The sequence below is a fragment of the Desulfotomaculum defluvii genome (genome assembly GCF_054657375.1).
Genome location: NZ_BAAHYV010000007.1, coordinates 1675339 through 1690607 on the forward strand (window position 1 = coordinate 1675339; position 15269 = coordinate 1690607).

Consider the following 15269-nt stretch of genomic DNA (forward strand, 5'->3'; position numbering starts at 1 on the left):
TGTAGTACTAACTGGCACTTATTAACTCAGCGTAAGGTCCGTCAGTGTTTTTCATTTCCTCGTGTGTACCGCGCTGAACAATTTTACCTTTATCCAGAACGATTATTTCGTCACAATCCCGGATTGTACTCAAGCGATGGGCAACAATAACGCAAGTACAACCGCGCCGGCGAATATTTTCATCAACCATCTTTTCCGTTTGCACGTCCAGGGCACTGGTTGCTTCATCCATAATCAAAATTGAAGGGTTGCCGGTTAATGCCCTTGCTATTTCGAACCTTTGTCTCTGTCCACCGCTAAAATTTGCACCGCCTTCACGTACCTTGTACTCATACCCCTTATCCCTAGTGGTAATAACATCGTGAATACAGGCATCCTTGGCAGCACGTATGAGATTGAATTCCGGTATTGTATCATCCCACATAGTAAGGTTCTCCCTAATGGTCCCATCGAACATAGTGATGTCTTGGTCTACAACCGCTAATGAATTAGTTATCACATTCCGTGGTAACTTGTCTTTATTCACCCCGTCTAGGAGTATTTCTCCCGACCAGGGTTGATAAATACCAGTAATTAATCTGGCCACTGTGCTTTTGCCACTACCGGAACCGCCTACCAACGCTACGCGAGAACCGGGTTTTAGCGTAAGGTTAAAATTTTGAATTAAAGGAGGATCCCAAGGGTTATAGCCAAAGGTTAAATCTTTTATTTCTAAGAATCCTTCCAGCTTTTGATAATTGTCTTCGTCTTTGTCAACTTTTATTTCGCGGGTGACATTCTCGTCAACCTTGTATTTAAATACGTCCTCCAATCGATTTATGTCCCCCTGAATCTGCTTGATCCGCATTCCCATTTGGGTCAAACTGTTAACAGGTTTCATGAAACTTGCCAGTAAACCCTGGAAAGCAATTAAGGAACCTATGGTCATGTTGCCGTTAATAATGATAATACCCCCCACAAACAAGATAATCACATCGGCAAACTCAGCCAAAAAGTTAGGTAAGTGAAATAAGGTTTGTGTGGTTCGGCCTAACTTCTGCTGGGCATTTATCTCCTTGGCATGGTAACCTGACCACTTGGCAAAAAAATCTGACTCAGAACCAGTTGCCTTTAATGTTTCAATAATATATAAGCCAGAAATGGAGAAACCCATTACTTTACCCTTATCCTGCAATAGTTTTTTATTCATAGTTTCAATCTTATTGGATGAATAAATTAGGTAGACAATACTTATCCCGCCAATGATTAGGGAAATAAGAGTTAAGTACACACTGTACTGTAACATAACAATCAAATAAAAGATCAGAGTTATCATACCAATTACCGTTTCAGCCAATTCCCTTGATAGAAAGGCGGCAACCTGGTCATTGCTTTGCATCCTGTTGGAAATATCTCCCGCAGAACGCTGTTGAAAAAAGAGTACTGGCAGTCTGAAAATATGCCAGAAAAATTTCCCCGCATTGGTCAGGGCTATTTTTGTTTCCATCCGTAACAGATAATACTGCTGCAACCAGGTGAGTGTAGCCTGTAAAACAACTACTGTACCCATAGCCCAAAGTAAAGGTTTGAGCCAGTCTTCCTTTCCGGCCAGTAAGATATTGTCAATAAAAATCTTGGAAAAGGCAGGAACGATCAGCCCCGGTATAACCATTAATAATCCAATAATAACTAGGTAAACCAGTGTCATTTGAGAACCTTTAACCCAGTTTTTTAAAGAAACTAGAAAATTACTTTTATGACCGCTGGCTTGAAAATCTGGCCCCGGCTGAAAGGTTAAGATTACTCCGGTAAAGGATAGATCAAACTCTTCTTCGGAAATCACCTTGGGGCCACTGCCGGGATCATTAATATAAACCTTGTTCTCACTAAACCCCTCTAGAACAACAAAATGATTGAAGTTCCAGTGGATAATGGCAGGCAATGTCATTTCCCTCAGCCCTTCTGGTTCTTTGCGGAAGCCTTTAGCCTCAAAGCCGTGTCTCCGGGCCGCCTTGAGTATATTGCTTGCTTTTACACCGTCCCGGGTAACCCCACAATCAACTCGAAGTTGCTCAAGCGAAATGTATTTTTTATAGTAAGCAAAAATCATTGCCAGGGATGCAGCACCACACTCCACTGCTTCCATTTGCAAAATAGTCGGAACCTTTTTTCTCTCAGTTTTCTTTTTCAAGGCAATCACCTCATATTGAAGTGCTTAATTAAATGGCAATATCTTTTTAATAAAGGGTATAACCATACTAATAGGCCGCTGTTCACTTACCTTAACTTCTCCCAAACATAAGGTGCCACTATCAATAATCATTTCTGGCCCATTGGGTGTGGACCATTTATACCCGCTAACCGTACTGCTATCCCTCACTAATTCCACCTTAATCTCTATAGGCGAACCCCGGCCTGTCAAACGATTTACCAGTTCCGCACTTCCTAGGGTAAGCATCATGCCCTGGGCGCTGGCTGGATATTCAGAAACTGATTTCACGTTACCCAGCATAAAGCCATCTTCTTCTTTTTTAACGGTGCTAGGAGAAATGTTAACCGCCATGCCTGGCAGCACCTTTTTCCCTTGCTCCACCGGCATAAACATTACCACAGTCAGTGATTCAGCTTCTTCTTCCTCCTTGGCAATACTGCAAACACTCTTACCAGTGCCCAGTAGGGCACCTTTTTTAATCTGTAACTCCAGAACACGCCCAGAAGTATCAGCTGTGATCTCACTATTATTTCTTAACTGTAACTGCTGTTTAGCGATTTGGTTTTCCAAGTCTTTTTCCTTTAGTAACCTGACATCCTTAAGTTTTTGTTTCAACACATCTAGATTGTGCTCAGCCTGTATAACTTGTGCCCGCGCTAATACGTTGGCCTCCGTTTTTAGATTTTGCAGAGTTTCCTTTTTGTTTTTAAGAGTTGCCTCACTTAGAATAAAATAGCGCTCAGCATCTTCATAGGCTTGTTTAGATATTGCCGCATGATCAAACAGGTATTTAGATCTTTCATAATTGTCCTTGTCTTTTGCCAACTGCAGTGTTGCCTGCTCCAGTTCCCATTCAGCCTGCTCCAGATTTATAGCATGGCTTTTATCTGCAGAGGTTAAATTTGCTGTTTGAACGTCAAGATTTGTCCTGGCGTATTCTATGTCCTGGACAAGTTCCACAATTTGCCCGTAAACATTAAAATTCAACTTATTATCTTCTACCCGAGGGTTATCTGTGTCCAATTTTTTAATAACTTCCAGATCTTCTTTAAGTTGATTTATTTTCTCAACAACCTGGGTTTGCTCAACCCTGGCAATTACATCACCTTTTTTTACATAATCCCCTTCCTGGGCCTTGACATCGGTTACCAGCCCGTTGACATGAGACAATACATTGGTAACACCCCCGCTGGAAATAATAATTCCTTCACCTATGGCCTTATCTGGTATCCTCCCGAATATCCCCCAAATAAGTCCTGCTAAAGTCAACAGAATAATAGCCAAGCAGGCCAGCCAACCCATCGGCGATGTTACTGTTAGACGCTGGTCTAACTCCTCCGGTGAAGACAGGCGGTCTAGGGATACTTTTCGGAAAACCTTATTTTCAGCCATAGCTAATACCTCCTACGGTGGTTATCTTCCATTAATATATTCAAACGTACCTTTCACTACTTTTTTCATAAATACTTCTCTTCCTTGGATTTCCCCGTGCTCGTTAAAAGAAATATCTCCTGAAACTAGCTTCATAGTTTCCATATCCCTCAAGTAATCAGCCAATACCGGCGGTGAGCAACTATCTGTTTGTTCAATTGCCTGAGCAATTAGTTGAAGTGAATCGTAACCCTGTACAGCCCATACATCGGGCTCTTCGCCGTACCTCTGCTTGTACTGCTTTGAAAATTCTATTAATTCAGGTTTTACATTATGGGGGTTAGATATCGTAGCAATCACAACACCCTCGCAATCCTTTCCTAGGACCTTAGTAAAGTTACTTACATCTAGACCATCGCCGGATAAAATAGGTATACTTGAATTAAGTTTTCTAAATCCTTTGATGAACTGTGCTCCTTCCGGCATATTCAAGGCGAGGAAGACAGCATCAAAATCCAAGGCATTCCATTTATCATGGGCCCTTTTAAAGTCGTTATCATTTACAAATCCTGAGCATCTATCTATAATTGTTATCCCTTTATTTGCTGCTTCACTTTCAAAGGCATCTGCTAGATTACGCCCATAGGAGCTATCTTCGTAATAAACAACCATCTTTTTATAACCCTCATGCAGAGCATGTTGGCACATTTGCTCAGCCACTTTTTTATCACTGGGTATGTTTTGAAAGACGTACCTGTAATTATTTTCCGTTAGCTCAGGGTTAGACACAGTAGGCACTATTTCCAACATACCAGCCTTTTCATAAATAGCTGCTAACGGAATACAAATATCCGAATAAAAGTGACCGATTACTGCCGTCATGTGGGTATTTTGGGAAAATCTTTGAGCTATATCTACCGCATTTTTAAAAACGGCTTTGTCATCAACAATCTCTAGTTTAATCTTTTTACCATTTACACCCCTTGAATTAATATCCTCAAGTGCTAAGGCTATCCCCTTTAAAAAACCGGTATTTTTTTCGGTAAACTCACGGGGAACAGGAACCCCAATGATAATGCTGTCCCCTTTACCAGCCTGTTTTTCTCTTTGTTTAGCCAAATTAGCATCAAAACAGCCAGTTAACATACATAATAAAAGCATGCAAACAAACAGTATTTTAGCAACCCTATCCATAGCACCGACCTCATTTCCCCTTTTTATAGGCTTTTTTGAAGATAATCTTTAGGGATAAACATAAATATAATTAGCAATATTAAGAAAACTCCTGCTATCAACCCTACTCCCATTCTCAGGCCAAGGGTCAGGGTGAGACCAAAAATAATAGGACCGACCATCCTGCTTGCATTGACCATTACGCTAAAATATGCAATAGCTTTGCTTACCTCCAAATCCTTAACGGACCTTAAATTTAAAAAATAACTTGTCTGCATGGCCACCCCAAAGCTCTCGGCAATACCCAATAAAATAACCGTTACAATAGCAGCGGGAATGGTTCCTAAAAACGTAAAAACAGCAAGTGCACAAATACATACTAATAATGATGCTGCTATTCCTTTTTTATCTCCTAGGCAACGAGTGGCAAATTTGGTCAAAATCGGACTAAGATAAATTATGCACAAGCCGTTTATTAAGAAAACTCGGCTTATATCGCCTTGGGTAAGATCATGTCCTTTGGCAAACAATGGAAAATAATAATCCAAAAATGCCCCGGCAATAAAAAAGGGGGCAAAAATTAACAACAAAAATACCTGTACATTTTTATCGGATATAAAATTGATAAACTTGTTCCAGCCAGTAATTTCATCAGCACTCTTGTACTCAACTTCTAAAGCCTTCATCAACCAATGAACATAAGCACAGGAAAAAAGTACCGTCATTGCCGATAGGCAAAATACCGGCTGATATCCAATTCTGTCAGCCAGCATACCCCCGATAACCGCACCACAATTTAAACCAGCTATGGAACCTGCTGAAAACTCTGCAATGGCAAAATTTCTTTCTGGCAAGGAGACCGCTAAACTGCGCAAAGTCATTAAGATAAAACCAATTCCTAGGCCTGCAATGGTTCTAGAAAAAATAAAAAGAATCGCACTGGAACTTAGCCCAGAAAACAAATTTCCCAATGCTATAAATAACACACCAGAATAAAAAATTTTTCTCCAGCCCTTTTTATCTATCAGTAGGCCAGCCACAAATATAGCCAGTATACCTCCAAACATTTCGGCAGAAAGTGGCAATCCCAGCACCACTTCCCGGGACAAGCCTGGAAGTGGTTGGTATAGTTTCTGCATTACTATAGGAACAAAGGTAATGGACATAAAAACACAAATGTTAACAATAAATATTAATCCTCTGATTAACTCGGGAGTATGACGATAAGGTGGGTTAACCACCTTATGTTCTCCCGGGGATCTTCTTCTATTCATTAAAATCGTCGTTAGAAAGGTTAATTCAATCATGAAAAGTAAAGAAATTATTAAGACAGTTATCATGTCCAGCAAAATTTCGAGCATCAGCTTATCAATATAAGTAGATGAAATACTAGCCTTGACTAGGGCAACCTCCCGGGAATTAGCATAATCAATCACAGCAACACCCGCACCAGTTCCAGGCCTAATAACATCTATTCTTTCAATTAAAGGTAACCCAGCCTTAATGTTTTCCAAATATTCTTCTACGCCGTCCACATCTTCTAGGCTGATTCCCATGCGGTAAACCTTTTCTAGATTTTTGGCCACCGTGTTCTCAACAAAGCTATTACTTTGTAGAGCTAATTGGCCATAAGCGTTTTTAAAAAGATGATAGTTAATGCCACAATATAACAACTGAACCGAACTTAAGACTGCTATTAAAGTAAATAAAATCCTTTTCCTATTTACTTTACTATCCGCCGTTAAAAGGCTGGTCTTTAGTAAAATTATGTATAGCAAAAAAAATGCTATTATGATTACCCCAGCCAGATATACAACTAATTCCCTTTTGTTTTTGTCGATAGAACTTTGAAAAGAATCCCTTGGAAAAACCATTTCCAAGGTAGCGATGGAATTAGAAGCGGGGCCAAAAATCTTTAAGAATATATGGTACTTCCCTTGGAATACTTGATAACTGCAATTTTCGTCAATCATACCCTGGTGAAAAACAGCTGTTTTTAATAATTCCTTAGGCAATGTTTTATTATTTACAAAACCGTTCAAATCATATAGGATTTCTCCGTGGGGCGAAATTATATTTACTTCCTCAACATCCTTAACAATTTCTTTTAACTCGCCCAGGGTATCGCTCATACCGTAAAAGTTTTCCATTGACTTGCCGTAATGTAAGGCATACTCTATTTTCCTAACTAACTCATTGCCGGCAATAGAATAAGTATTTACCAGGGATTTATTATAATTATCCTCAAAGGTCATATAGTTCAGGATTCCTGTATACATCATACTTACCACTAGTAAGATTAGTGTTAGCAATAATACTTTTATTCTGGTCTTATATATTGTTGGGGCTATATAATTATTTTTTTGATAGCTTTGACTAGAGGAAGAATTTGTGGAGATCAACTTTTGCCACCATCCAATTTAGGTAAAAAATCTTAATCTGGTAAAATGGATTTACTGCTGACACACCTACTCCAATACCAACAAAACACTTAAATTCAAACATTTCAAAATATAGGTCTTTTTGTCTAAAATTATATTACATTAAATCTCCAAACATTTTCCAAACAGAAAATGGGCATCTTAAGTGCCCAAGTAAATTCAAGAAGAGAATAAGCTTTTTTTTCTAGAATATTCTAACTCTAGTTCCGATCGCCTGTCCTCCGGCCAGTCAGAATAGATATCCTCAAGATATACACCCCTGTATCCACCGGCGTAGGGAAGCCAAAGATCACAGGCCATTCCCCGTGTAGCCAGTGCATATCCCGTTTGGTGCCTCTGCAGGTTTTCTTGAAGTCCACAGCGTTTTAGTAGATTTTTGACATAAGTAAGATTTGTATGAAATAGATTGCGGGCTTTTTTTATATTTGTATCCGGCCATAAATCAGCCAAGATCCTTTCGGTTAAAACAGGTTGACCTTTCCAGTGCAGGAGATAGGCAAAAAGCTCTTTTGCTTTTGATGTACGCCAGATTAGAGGGTTATTCCAGTCATTGTACAAGTATACTTTTAGGTTACCTAAGCAACGGATAAAAAGTTTTATCTGGGTTTGTTCCTCCTCAGTAGCTATCTCTTTTAATAATTCAAACCCAGTGTCCCTTACAAAAACATCTGAATCAAAGAAAAGCAATTCTATTTCCTGTCGTATTGGGCAGTACTTACCGCTTTTTATAAGTTTTACCACCTTACCCCGGACTCCGGTGTCCTGGTGCCTTAATAAGTTTAAAAGCAGGGGCGCGGCCCGCCAATTCAAACGAGTTATTATATTTTCTACAAATTCCTGTTCTATTCCATTTTCTACAGCAATTTCTATACAGGTAAACAACTCGGGAAAGGTCAGAAAAAACCTCTCATATCCCTCAGCCGCGGCCAACTCAAGACTTTGCTTAGTAAATGAAATCATACCTTTCTGTTCATCTTTTTCTTTTAAGATCGCTGCTTTTAGACCAAAGAGGATAGATAATTGAAAATTAAGTCCAATGGCTTCTCCTATCGATATGGCCAGTTTTAATAACTCATTGGCTTTTTCATACTGCTTATATTTAAGATAATAAATTATAAAATAAGGTGAGACATAAACAAGCAGATACTTCGATTCGTTTTTAAGGTTAAGAACAGTTTGATCCATCAGAGTTTCAGCCTCTAATGAATCTTGTCCCTTAATATAAGCTGTAATTGCACTCTGAAAAGCTTTCAGCATCACTTCGTAATATGTAAGCTGACCTCCGATATGCTTAAAAGCATCCTGGGCCAGACGGCAGTAATTGTAAATTTCTTGCAGATCCCCATAGCCTATTAAAGTCACGGCAATATTAAAGTAAATCAGATGCAAATCCTCAGTAAAACCAATCCGTTGTTTCCTATTCAACGACTGTTTCAACATGTCAAGTGCCTTTGCAATATCGCCCCGCTCTCTGTATATACAGGACATATACAGTGGAATAGAACCCTGCTCTAGAGTATCTTCATTACCACCACAGGAATCTAAAATCTGTTTATAGAGTTCCAGCGCAGCCGAGTATCTCCCTCTCACGGTGTATAAAACAGTCATATACTTGGAAAGTCTTTCTACTGCTTTCTTATTTCTCCCGCTTTCCTTATGGCTTAAGGCCAATTTAGCTGTTTCAATAGCTGCCGGGATATTTCCCGCCAACCATTGACTGTAAACCTTTTCAGCAGCTATTTCAAGTTTATATTTGTCTGGAATTTCTTCCATACCTTCTATAAACTGATCAATAAATTTTGCACTTTCCGTAAAGGAAGCTCTATACCTCAGAATTCTGGCCTTGTGGATTGCAGTTCTGACCAGCCTATCCTTGTCACCAATCTCCTTAAATAAATTAAAGGGTTGATCAATCCACTCCCCTGCCTCACCGAAGCTTCCGCTATATGACAGAAGTTCTACTTTTAGCATAATTAGTACTGGACTTTTCAAAAGATCCCTTTCCTCCAAGGCGGAAAGCCAAGCCTTGACGGTCTTTAATCTCCCTTGTTGAAGCATTTGCTGTCCTGCCTGTTCTATAGATTGTACAAGCATAACATTATCATTGGCTAATCTAAAACATTCTACTGCTTGCTCATTAGAACCACTTTGCATATAGTACTTGCCAGCTTTAGCATAGGCTTCTTTTTTTTTACTATCAAGTAAACTAATTAAAAACTCTTTAAAAACATCATGATACCTATATGAAATCATATCCCCCGAACCTGTAGCTGTAATAAATAGGTTTTTTTTGGCAATATAGATTAACTTCTTCGAAGAGTCTTGTATATCAAGCATATAATTACAAGCCTTTGGCACCATGTTTTCAAGTACAGAGGTGTACCGTAAAAATTTTTGAATATCCGGTGGAAGACCCGTATATAGTTCATAGAAGATATTATCAAATATTTCATTCTTGACCTTTGAAAATGCAGCATCCATTGATCCGTCCATTGAATCCCCGAATGCCAGTTTAAAGAGCTTTAAACCCAAAGCCCATCCGCAAAGTTTATTGTGAACCGATTTGATATATTCTTCATTAAAGCAACATTTAGCTGTTACTTTAAATAGTATTGTGGCCTCTGTCTGGGTGAATTCAAGATCACTCTGATTTATTTCTACGATACTTCCACTTGACTTGAGTTTTAATAGGTGAAATTTTGGTTGATACCTACAGGAAATTACAACATGGACTGTGCTGGGAATGTAGTTTAAAAAGTATTCTGTAAATTGCAAAATTTCCGGCTCTTTTACTAAATGCATATCGTCAAAAACAATAATCAGTCCATTTTTTACCTTGTTCTCTAACTCATTAATTATAGATACCATTAGTCTATAATATTTTTTATCGGCATTTATATCTTCCGGGTCAAATTCGGGTAAAATAACTTGAAAATCAGGTACAGCTGACATGAGACCTTTTACTAGATATTCAAAAAACTTTACAGGATCGTTGTCAAAGGAATCAAGCTGATACCATACAAAAGGCACTTCCATACGATCCACGAATTGCTTGATAAATACTGTCTTGCCATATCCGGCAGGAGCAACAACAATGGTTGCTTTCCTCTCTCTAAAATTCGCCATTTTTAATAACAGCCTGCTTCTATCTATAATTTCCTTACCTAAATAAGGCAATCTAAGTTTAGCCATAATTAGGCTACTGTTAGTCAATTAATCACCCCTTTAAATACGGATGCTAATTTCATTTAAATCAAAATCCGATTATGTATTTTTTAACAAAATATCACACCAGCCTATGTGGGTCAATACTTATAACACCTAAGTTTTAACCTTGAACACATTACTGATCACAATATGTGAATCTCTTAACCAAATTATCATTAATAATAAGCAATTCTCTCTTTGGGTAATGGTAAAATCCAAATTTAATTTATCTTAGGGAATATCATCAACTTTTTGTCATGATTGGAATAGCAAAAAGGGACTGTTGCACAATGAATCCAATGATTAGTGCTACAGTCCCTTTAAAATTACTCTGGCGAGGCCTACTCTCCCTGGAGCGCTTAACTACTTTGTTCGGGATGGGAACAGGTGTACCCCCTCCGGTATCGTCACCAGAAACTTATGCTGTTGGGTAGTTCTTCAGGTCGGACATTATATTCCAAATCTAGTTGTCTTGATTGCCATTCAATGTCATCTCGAATTAACTTATCATCTAATAATATTTGATAAACTTTGGCAACCCGTCTCACAAACTCTGGATCTAAAATATTAATGTCATTGTTTTGGGCCAATGGACATATTCTACTGCCTAGTTCAATATCAAATCTTAAGGTAAGCTTTCCATCTTCTGTGAGATAGGGCATTAGTGGAAAGACTCGACATGCCAAAGGTCTGCGTTCTCGTAAACAATACCCTTTACAACGAAGAAATTTAATATTACCGAACCAAGTAGGACAAAATTCATATACCTCAGTACTATGCTCTTCCCATTCTAGCCAATCTTCCTCACCTGTGAACATCACATCTTCACCAGGCAGAAGATACATACCTACTCCCTTGTCCCATTCAGTACAACACACTGCATTACAAAGATCCCCACAGTTTTGTTTTAAGGGTGTAATTTCATCTAATAACTTATATATTTTTACCCAATCTATCATTGAATCACCTTGAGTATTATAATAATTTATTTATGATTAAGTCAACAAAACACACTAAATTATAATAGTAATATTTTGGGGCTATTGGGGCTGTACTATAGATAAAAAAATAAACTGCAGCTAACACTGCAGTTATAGTAAACTTACTTTTCATATTCTTTGAATTTGATCATCGGGCACTTCTTACATGCATCCACACCAGGATAATGCTGACCACCCGGCCCTAGCATAGAAGATCCGCTATATTTGGCTGTTCGGTCTATTAATTGTTTAGTTAGAGCTGCAATTTGTGTGCCGGGTATAAATATATTGACTTCACCCTTTTCTGTTTTACCAGAAGTAAAGCTACCTGCACACATTGTCTTCATTTCAATAGTTTGTTTTAGATAACAGCCTACTGTTCCTCCACATACTGCGGAATTAATGGTATGCGAAAAATTAAGTGATGGCATTTTAGTTGCACCAATGTAGTCATTTAAAATGTGATAGGCCTGAAATACATTTGTAATCATAAAAATAACATCTGGATTAAAGGTTGCTTTATAAAGAGGGGCAGTTGCAATGCCTTTTAATTCTCCCAGTGGAAGCATAGGTTTAGCATTTAGGCACTCCTTTGCAAGATCCCAGTCATTGGTATACTTGACGTGTCCATCAACCTCTTCATCGGAAGCTTCGCGCATACCAAAAACAGTCTTTGCATTGCCACATAGAAGCTTTTCTTGATCAAATTTAGTAATATAATCATCCATACGTGAAGCTAAAGCTACCTGACAGTAAGTCATTTTGGGACCAGGAACCTTTTCAGCCTTAAATTTTTGATATTCTTCTTGATCAAAGAAAAATTTAATAGCAATTGGATTATAATCCAATTTATAAAGGTCTTGCAAAGCCTTGTGCATATCGACATAAGTTAATTCATTTTTATTGGCTAATTCACCTATATCTATAAGTATCATATTCACTACCTCCGGACCATTATTTTTATGGGGTTGCCCTATAGGGCAACCCCCAGGTGTATTTTAGCAAAATCAAATCTTAATTCCGAATGCAATTAATAGGTACTTCAGACCAACATATAGAAGTACAAAGGACAGGAAGTATTTAAGCTTACGAGCATTGATAAACTTAGAAAGCTGAGCAGCTATAATAGTACCAATGGCAACACCTATTAATTCAAAAGCCAGGAAAGTTAAATCTAGTTTACTGCCCATAGAAAGGTAGTTAAGAATACTGGTAGAAGAAGAAACTAGAATGGATAATACAGAGGTACCAGCCACAATATACATTGGGAAGCCCATAACACTGGTCATAAAGGGCACTAACAGGAAGCCGCCGCCTACACCAAGGGATGCAGATATGATTGCTACTACAATACCAGTTATAAAAGGTACTAAAGCATTGTACTTAAACTCTTGACCGGCAAAGGTAAAAGTGTTTTGCATTCCAACTTGTTGGAAATTTACTCCAATTTGTTTAATTTCATTTATTTTGCCAGATGCCTTTAATTCTTTCACTTTTTCAGCAAAAGCCTTATTAGCTTGTTTTACTTTTTTCTGGCTGTCGATAAACTTCTGGCTGCATTCATAGAATAAACGAAGGGAAATTGCTAGGGTAAAGAAACCAAAGTAGGGTTGGAAGTGTTTCATTTCTTTCAAAAAGTCAGAGGAAAAATAGGATCCGATTAAAGCACCGATTATACCGCCTAGTCCCAACACAATCGCTGTAGGAACAACTATTCGTTTTTCACGTAAATACAATGGAGTTCCCACAACGGGACTGACCAAAGTCAGTACTTGGTTCATGGGCTTTACCATATTAGCTTCTTTTAATCCAAAAATACTCATATGACCAACACCAGCTAGAATACCGCCGGCAGCACCTACAGTTGTAAATACATATCCTACAAAAATACCCCACAAAATTAGTGCAATAGGGCTTGCATCAACACCTGCCATTGGAAAATGCATATTCTATTCCCTCCATTATTAGACTATATTTTTTATGACGAAACAATGGTATTACTCGATTTTGTATTGATAACAGTTTTCACATACCTAAGTACCCAACCACCAATATAGTAAGTAAAATATGCTACGAAATATAATGCAAAAATATTGACCTGCCAGTTAATCAGTGGTATTTTAATTGTTGGTATAATTAAGCTAACTAACCAGATTAATAAAATATGTGGTACAATGCGATAAATAGAATCAACTACAATAGCTGTTAGATAATCAAAAAACACTTCCCTCATTTCGGCTTGAAGGGATTTGTAAGCTGAGGCGTCCCCTATCTTAGCAGCAATATTGGACAACTCATCAAGCTCTTGATAATGATCTTTGAGATTTTGGATTTTATTACCATGGGGGTCTTTTAAAAATTTGATAACATTGGAAAATAAATTCATGACAATCCCCCTTCGTTTTGAAGATACTTTAACCCTTTAATTTTCCCTCCTTCCATTATATTGTCTTTGCTTGTTATTAATTTATCAAACTATGGCGTTATTTCATGTCACTCTTATGACAATTTGACCGTCATATTAATTACCTTATTTTTGTCCACTGCATTACTTTATATTTGCATTCCAGCGGACATTTTGTTTTCGTGTCTTTTGTACATCCTTTTATTACTTTCCCCATTACACTCTATAAATTAGTATAAAGAAGGTTGGTAATATATTACCAACCTTCTTTATACAATCCACTTGTTAAGTTTCTCAGAGTCTATTATATACATCTCTCTGCCTTCAATAGCAATGCTTTTTTCCTGTTTAAATGTATTCAACAAAGATGTAACCGTCTGTCTGGATGTTCCAATCATACATGCAATTTCTTCATGGGTAAGCCTTAAATCTATTTTCGTTCCTATTTCCGTTTCAACACCTGCTCTTTCAGACATTTTCAAAAGGAGCATTGCTAGTCTTCCAGGTACTTGCCAGCAAACCATCTCATGAATTATTGCCTCTGCTTCCCTCATACGAACTCCTAATGTTTTGGCAACCTTTATAGCTATTACAGGATGTTGCTCCAATAACTCCTCAAAACGATTTTTTCTTACAACCACTAAAGTAGCATCATTTATGGCACCTGCAAAACATGTTCTTTCACCATGATACAATGTTTCAGCTAATCCCATTAATTCACCAGGGCTTCTCATACTACCAACTGTAACCCGACGTCCATCTGCAGTTATCCTATATATTTTAACAAAGCCCTCTTCAATCAAATAAATACGATCCGCGGTATCACCAGCTGCAAATATTATTTGACCCTTCGGATAGTTAACAACTGTTCCATACTCTCTGATTAAATTCTTTTCTTCCTCTTCTAAGGCCAAAGGCTCGTAATTGATGTTCTCCATACTGTCATCCCTCCCCCGCGTAAGAAACTAATTAATATAACCTGTTTGTCAGACAGATATCATTTTATCCTTTATTTTTAACATGTTCAAGGAATTTAATGATTAATTAATATTTTCACTATTACCTTATAGTTTTATTTAATATTTCCTAACAAAGAATCTTTACCCTCACTAATTCAAAGCGTCAACAACTATATTATGCTGGGTTATGAATAAATAAAATGTTAATTTATCATCACATTATATCAATTCAAAATTTAGTTAATCAATTCTCTGGCATCAAAAACAAGGAAACCCTACAGTTCATTTACAACTGTAGGGTAAAATGGTGGAGACAAGCGGGATCGAACCGCTGACCCCCTGCTTGCAAGGCAGGTGCTCTCCCAGCTGAGCTATGCCCCCACGTTTTGAAATGTGAGAGTTTGGGAAATTAAGGTGAGGTTCTAACTTCAACCTTACTTCTCATTTTGGTGGGACTAGGTGGACTCGAACCACCGACCTCACGCTTATCAGGCGTGCGCTCTAACCGGCTGAGCTATAGTCCCGTAAACTTTTGGGTATTGC

General features: G+C 38.0%; 10 protein-coding genes, 2 tRNA genes and 1 other annotated feature. All 12 genes read right to left on the minus strand.

All coding sequences use genetic code 11. The features are described from left to right. Positions 1-7: 7 nt before the first annotated feature. The 12 genes from ACYQ03_RS15160 to ACYQ03_RS15215 all read right to left on the minus strand — a co-directional run bounded on the left by ACYQ03_RS15160 (position 8) and on the right by ACYQ03_RS15215 (position 15250). Positions 8-2179 (minus strand): NHLP family bacteriocin export ABC transporter peptidase/permease/ATPase subunit, encoded by a 2172-nt coding sequence (locus ACYQ03_RS15160; protein WP_459910761.1) that lies wholly within the window; start codon positions 2177-2179, stop codon positions 8-10. 15 nt (positions 2180-2194) lie between these two features. Beyond that, positions 2195-3583, minus strand: a complete 1389-nt coding sequence (locus ACYQ03_RS15165; protein WP_459910762.1) for an NHLP bacteriocin system secretion protein — start codon at positions 3581-3583, stop codon at positions 2195-2197. A gap of 21 nt (positions 3584-3604) precedes the next feature. Continuing rightward, complete coding sequence (locus ACYQ03_RS15170; protein ID WP_459910763.1) at positions 3605-4756, minus strand: ABC transporter substrate-binding protein; 1152 nt, start codon at positions 4754-4756, stop codon at positions 3605-3607. Positions 4757-4779: 23 nt separating this feature from the next. Further along, the gene (locus ACYQ03_RS15175; protein ID WP_459910764.1) at positions 4780-7017 is read right to left on the minus strand and encodes an MFS transporter; all 2238 of its coding nucleotides are present in this window, start codon (positions 7015-7017) and stop codon (positions 4780-4782) included. Positions 7018-7335: 318 nt separating this feature from the next. Then, positions 7336-10389: an AfsR/SARP family transcriptional regulator gene (locus tag ACYQ03_RS15180; RefSeq protein ID WP_459910765.1), complete on the minus strand. Its 3054-nt coding sequence runs from the start codon at positions 10387-10389 to the stop codon at positions 7336-7338. Positions 10390-10712: 323 nt separating this feature from the next. Beyond that, positions 10713-10798: a sequence feature (5S ribosomal RNA rRNA prediction is too short), on the minus strand. Then, positions 10791-11342: a hypothetical protein gene (locus tag ACYQ03_RS15185; RefSeq protein ID WP_459910766.1), complete on the minus strand. Its 552-nt coding sequence runs from the start codon at positions 11340-11342 to the stop codon at positions 10791-10793. Its footprint overlaps the feature before it by 8 nt. A gap of 143 nt (positions 11343-11485) precedes the next feature. After that, positions 11486-12298 (minus strand): DUF169 domain-containing protein, encoded by an 813-nt coding sequence (locus ACYQ03_RS15190; RefSeq protein WP_459910767.1) that lies wholly within the window; start codon positions 12296-12298, stop codon positions 11486-11488. A 72-nt stretch (positions 12299-12370) separates the two neighbouring features. After that, on the minus strand, positions 12371-13309 hold the full coding sequence (locus ACYQ03_RS15195; protein WP_459910768.1) for a sulfite exporter TauE/SafE family protein: 939 nt from the start codon (positions 13307-13309) through the stop codon (positions 12371-12373). Positions 13310-13341: 32 nt separating this feature from the next. Next, complete coding sequence (locus tag ACYQ03_RS15200; protein ID WP_459910769.1) at positions 13342-13749, minus strand: hypothetical protein; 408 nt, start codon at positions 13747-13749, stop codon at positions 13342-13344. Between the two features lie 287 nt (positions 13750-14036). Continuing rightward, positions 14037-14705 carry a Crp/Fnr family transcriptional regulator gene (locus tag ACYQ03_RS15205; protein WP_459910770.1) on the minus strand — a complete coding sequence of 223 codons (669 nt, stop codon included), beginning with the start codon at positions 14703-14705 and terminating at the stop codon, positions 14037-14039. A 326-nt stretch (positions 14706-15031) separates the two neighbouring features. After that, positions 15032-15107: transfer RNA gene (locus tag ACYQ03_RS15210), tRNA-Ala, on the minus strand. A 66-nt stretch (positions 15108-15173) separates the two neighbouring features. After that, positions 15174-15250: transfer RNA gene (locus ACYQ03_RS15215), tRNA-Ile, on the minus strand. Positions 15251-15269 lie beyond the last annotated feature (19 nt).

Bases quoted from the DNA above. Each gene is read 5' to 3' on its own strand.
- ACYQ03_RS15170 (WP_459910763.1), bottom strand. From the start codon at position 4,756: ATGGATAGGGTTGCTAAAATACTGTTTGTTTGCATGCTTTTATTATGT.
- ACYQ03_RS15205 (WP_459910770.1), bottom strand. From the start codon at position 14,705: ATGGAGAACATCAATTACGAGCCTTTGGCCTTAGAAGAGGAAGAAAAG.
- ACYQ03_RS15200 (WP_459910769.1), bottom strand. From the start codon at position 13,749: ATGAATTTATTTTCCAATGTTATCAAATTTTTAAAAGACCCCCATGGT.
- ACYQ03_RS15185 (WP_459910766.1), bottom strand. From the start codon at position 11,342: ATGATAGATTGGGTAAAAATATATAAGTTATTAGATGAAATTACACCC.
- ACYQ03_RS15165 (WP_459910762.1), bottom strand. From the start codon at position 3,583: ATGGCTGAAAATAAGGTTTTCCGAAAAGTATCCCTAGACCGCCTGTCT.
- ACYQ03_RS15195 (WP_459910768.1), bottom strand. From the start codon at position 13,309: ATGCATTTTCCAATGGCAGGTGTTGATGCAAGCCCTATTGCACTAATT.
- ACYQ03_RS15175 (WP_459910764.1), bottom strand. From the start codon at position 7,017: ATGATGTATACAGGAATCCTGAACTATATGACCTTTGAGGATAATTAT.
- ACYQ03_RS15190 (WP_459910767.1), bottom strand. From the start codon at position 12,298: ATGATACTTATAGATATAGGTGAATTAGCCAATAAAAATGAATTAACT.